This window comes from Skermanella sp. (assembly GCF_059503625.1).
This window is the reverse complement of the sequence record NZ_JCACHA010000025.1, coordinates 1-4,463: the sequence shown is the minus strand read 5'-3', so window position 1 is coordinate 4,463 and position 4,463 is coordinate 1. Positions and strand designations below refer to the sequence as shown.

General features: G+C 57.0%; 4 protein-coding genes. 1 reads left to right on the top strand and 3 read right to left on the bottom strand.

Going from position 1 to position 4,463, the window contains the following annotated elements; translation table 11 throughout:
• Nucleotides 1-54: 54 nt before the first annotated feature.
• Nucleotides 55-177: a hypothetical protein gene (locus AC5JJ6_RS00650; protein ID WP_496040185.1), complete on the top strand. Its 123-nt coding sequence runs from the start codon at nucleotides 55-57 to the stop codon at nucleotides 175-177.
• Between the two features lie 52 nt (nucleotides 178-229).
• On the opposite strand, the gene AC5JJ6_RS00645 is transcribed toward AC5JJ6_RS00650, so the two are convergent.
• Genes AC5JJ6_RS00645 through AC5JJ6_RS00635 form a run of 3 tightly spaced genes read right to left on the bottom strand, consistent with a single transcriptional unit; the run spans nucleotide 230 to nucleotide 4,037 of the window.
• On the bottom strand, nucleotides 230-1,126 hold the full coding sequence (locus AC5JJ6_RS00645) for an O-methyltransferase (RefSeq protein WP_496040184.1): 897 nt from the start codon (nucleotides 1,124-1,126) through the stop codon (nucleotides 230-232).
• A gap of 42 nt (nucleotides 1,127-1,168) precedes the next feature.
• Nucleotides 1,169-2,137 (bottom strand): glycosyltransferase, encoded by a 969-nt coding sequence (locus AC5JJ6_RS00640; RefSeq protein ID WP_496040183.1) that lies wholly within the window; start codon nucleotides 2,135-2,137, stop codon nucleotides 1,169-1,171.
• Between the two features lies 1 nt (nucleotide 2,138).
• Nucleotides 2,139-4,037: a glycosyltransferase gene (locus tag AC5JJ6_RS00635; protein WP_496040186.1), complete on the bottom strand. Its 1,899-nt coding sequence runs from the start codon at nucleotides 4,035-4,037 to the stop codon at nucleotides 2,139-2,141.
• Between the last annotated feature and the right edge of the window lie 426 nt (nucleotides 4,038-4,463).

Below are 4,463 nucleotides of genomic sequence, written 5' to 3'. Positions count from 1 at the left end.
CGTCGCCAGCAGGAAACGTTGGCGGCATAACTCAGGCGCTATGGGAGGCGCTGCATGGGGGCAAAGTCACTCCTGCTCCAGGTCCGCTGCGCCGTCTTCAACGGCAAGCTTTGGTCCAGCTTCGGCCAATTGTTCCAAGCCGTCGATCCCGCCACAAAGCTCGTCACGGCGGCCTGACCCCAATCGCTCGGCAGTCTCATCTTTGACAGCCCCCTTTAGAGCGAAGTTCTCACAGTTTTAATTCACGCCTCATGATGTCGAGCATGGGTTCCGACATCGAATTGCGATCAGGATTTCCGGGTAAATTCACGATGTCACTTACCCATTCAAAATAAATCTGGGATATCCGCAGCGGATGGCGCTCCACGTTATCGGTTACTTTGGTGGCTATCGTGACACCAGGACAGCGTGTTCCATGGGCATGCTTTCGGGGGCTCGGCAGCGTGATTACTTCGAATCGGGGGCATTCGGAAAGTTGCATTACGACTGGGGCCAGACAATCATAGAATATCGTGTCGTGTAGAACTATCATTCCGCCTTTCTTCAAAAGACGCTCATAGAGCATTATTTCCGCCATGAGATGAGCATAGGTGTGCAGTGAGTCCAGAAAAAGAAGGTCGAACAATTCACCGTTCAGCAACTCCCGGACTTGACCGACCACATCAAGCGAGCTGGCATTGATGAAGGTGATGGCCGGTTCGATCTCGCTGCCTTCCCATAGATGGAAATGATCGTCGGCATCGATTGATATAACCCCACCATCCCCGTTGTCGGTCACCGCCGTTGCCAGGAAAGAGGTTGAGAATCCTCGGGAGCAACCTGTTTCCAGTACCCGTTTCCCTCCTGTCATGCACAACAGCGAGTACAAGAAGGAGGCCACTTCCAGCTCAACGGAATCGTACTGTGGCTCGGAGGCATACCTCTTTATCCACTCGGTCACGTCTGCTTCGGTGAAACGTTCCATCGAACTGTTGGGAGGAACCAGATAACCCCCAATCGATGCATCGTAAGCTTCCGCAAAAAGCCTAACGAGCGTAGGCAGACGTGCGGGGAGTGGCGCCGTACTATTGATCGGGTTACTCATCGGCTGTTTGGCTTCCTTCTCAACCCCGAAAACCTCGAACAAAATGCTTTCACTCCTGCCTAATTCTCAAAAGGAGAAGTTCCATCATGGAAAAGGAGTTTTTGCCGCTTCGGAGTTCGATTGAGAAAACGGCACTGGCGCACGATGTTGTGCCTCCGGCTCATAGGGACGCAGCCTCCCGCTGGCTCCAGCCAGGGTTGAGCGTGCCCAGCGTGCGAAGCCTTGGGTGTCACCATTCCTGTGAATCAGGAAGAACCAGCCATAACGCAGGAAATCGCCCAGAAAATAACCCAACATGCGGCGTCGCACGAATATGTAACCCCGATTTCGGAAGAGGTAGAATTGCTTGATCGGGGTTTCAGGCACAACGGCGTGGGCCAGACCGGACATGAAGGGGTGGATTTCCGCCGTTGAAGCCGGATGGCAGAACCGAGCCGAGGTGGTGGTGACGATGGTCTCCCCGCCGATGCGCATACGTGCAAGCAGGTCCAGCTCATCTCCCCGGAAGAACAGCCGGATGTCCGGCAGCCCCACCCGCTCGAACACGGAGGCATGGAACAGGATGCCGTTAAAGAGGTAAGCGATATTGGGGAACACGTGGACACCTTCCACGTCGGCTACGTTAAAGCGATAGCGCGTTCCGATGCGGAACGGGAATGCCAGTTTCGTCTGGTCGCAGTCGTCCGTGATCACCGGACCGATCACTGTCGCGCGGTGCTCGTCGGCGGCTTCACGAAGACTGGAGAGGCAGGTCGTAGTGGCAGGGAAGCCATCATCGTCCATCGTCCAGATCCAGTCGGCGCCTTCGGCCATGGCCAGCACGACCGCCAGGGCGAACCCTCCGGCCCCACCCAGGTTTCTGCGGGACGCGACATGGCGGACCTCTGGAAACTTTGCCACGACCTCGGCAGTCTGGGGCTTGTTGCCGTTGTCGACGACAATCACACAGTCCGGTCGGCGGGTCTGGGACAGAACCTTGCCTAATGCGGTTTCCAGGCATTCCGGCCGATCATGGGTGACGACGACACAAACTATCCGCTCATCGGGGGACACGTCAGGCCTCTTCCTTGATATGTGCTGCGGTCAATGGTGCATCGCGCTTTTCCGCGCTCGGGCTCTGCGGTTGCAGAGCCTGATCAACCCGAAGATAGTTCCACCAGAACTGCTCATCCGCCCAGGATGAGACAACACCGCGGTAGCGCTTGCGGATGCTTGGGTATGCGACGAACAGCCGGGCCGCATGACGGATTGCCGCCGTTCCGATGCTGAGGAAGGTTTTCCGATCGCGCCTTCGCACCTCCAGGCAGGTCTGGTTCGGATCATCGATCACGATTACGTCATGACGCGCGATGTCCCACCAGTGGGCGTCGGCGGACAGCGAGTAACGCGGCGACACCTCGGCACGGGGCGACGGCAGGATCAGATTGCGGAGGATGAAGCGGCTGATGCGCGCCGCCCAACCCGCCATGGTACGTGCCGCCGGGTACTTGCGGGCACGGGGATGGGTCTCTTCGCTTCGAGCTGATTGACGCCCATGAAAGCGCTTGGCCGCGGCGGCAATGCGCTGCCGCGTTCCCGGCGCATCCGAGACAACGGCTTCCGGTCCCGCGAGAAACTCACACGCGGCCTGTTCGAACAGCCATGCGCTGTAGTAATCGAACCGAACCAGTCGGCCGAAAACCCATTGGATGATCATAAGACTTGGCGCTAGGCGGCCGGCCCGCCCATGCAACGTCGCTACAATGAGCAGATTGCGGAGATCGTAATACCCGGTCCACCCACCCACCTTGCAATAGAAGGGTTCATGCCATACGGCCGCTCCGGGGAGGGTGACGGTTTGAATCCGGTTCTCCTTCAGCCGAAGTCCGAATTCGATATCATCTCCGCGGATGAAAATGGGAAGGGGCAAGCCCGTCCTGTCGATCACGTCCAGAGGAAATGTGAAGAACCACCACGCGTTGTAATCGACAAACGCGATGCCGGTACTGTTGACCTCCTCCCGGCGCCACGTCGTCGACTCGATTCGGATCGATTGCCGATTATAGATCCCACCTGATTCGACCAACTCGTTCGGCCGGTAGGCGTTCAGCATCTGACCGCCGACGGCGACGGCATCAACGCTGATCGCATGGAACATGATGCTTCTGCGAACCGCTTCGGGTTCCAGTTCCGCGTCATCGTCCATCAGAAGCATGTGGGATGCTCCGCCCTGGCGCCGGGCCTCCATGATGGCGCGCGTGAAGCCGCCAGCACCGCCGAAGTTGCCTTGTTCTATGATCCGGAGCCTGGAGCCATGCCGATCCATCAGGGAGGCGAAGCCCACGTGCTCGCGAACCTTCACGGTGCCTTGGTCGATGATGAAGATCATCTCTATGAAGTCGTGCGACCCTTCAGCTTCAAGCAGCAAACGGCTGTTGGCCAGCACCTCCGCTGGTCGGTTGAAGGTCGTAAAGCCGACCGCCAGCCTTACCGGGCGCTTCTCGGCCCGGCACGTCCACTCGGCGTCGTTGACCTCGACCCAGTCGTCACCCGATATCACCTCGACGTGAAGTGCACCCCAGGAGCGCCAGCCACCGACTGCCTCCGGAACCGGGACCTCCACCGCGTCGTTCGTATCGCTTGTATCATCGAACCGTTTCGATGCCAGAAGCACGCTGTCATTATCGCTCAGCCAGTCGGTCCGCATGATGCGATCGATGTCAGAGGGATCGCGCCACACACGGAGCACTCCGGACCCATTCAGCCGGGCTTGAAAGGTGAGCGTATCGGCATGGGTCCAGTGCCGCCAGTAAGCTTCCGGAAAATGATTGAAAAGAGAGTAGAATGAAACTCTAGTGCGGGGCGGAATACGCAGAGTTGCCCCTTCGACCTCCAGGGAGCAATTTTCTCCCGGCGAGCCACCCATATACCGCAAGTAAAGAGGGAATCGTGCAGGATCCCGAGGTAAGATCAAGCGTTGGAGGCAAACAGGCTGTTTCAAAACTCCTCCTCGAGGTCAAGGACCACGCGTTTTTACTTATAGAGTCTTATGTCACAGCCTTTTCGCACTGCTGGACCACCTGATTCTAGGCTGGTGTGATCAATCATTCTTTCGACCATGCTCAACTTCTCGCCGGAGCTTCAAGTACATTGCTGCGGATTGAGAGTCGCTTTTGGTCTTTCGAAACGATGAGAACTGGTAACGGAGGCGCAGAATTTCACGTTACATCTGCTGATGCTGGCATAAACATCATCTGCAAGACAGTCGTTAGTAGAGGTATACCGATGATACACTACAATATTTTTAAGCCATGATTATCCATGTAGACCTGAAACCGTTCGTTATATCCAACCTGTTATAGATTAGCCACAATGCACAGGGGGGCCATATCTTCATTCG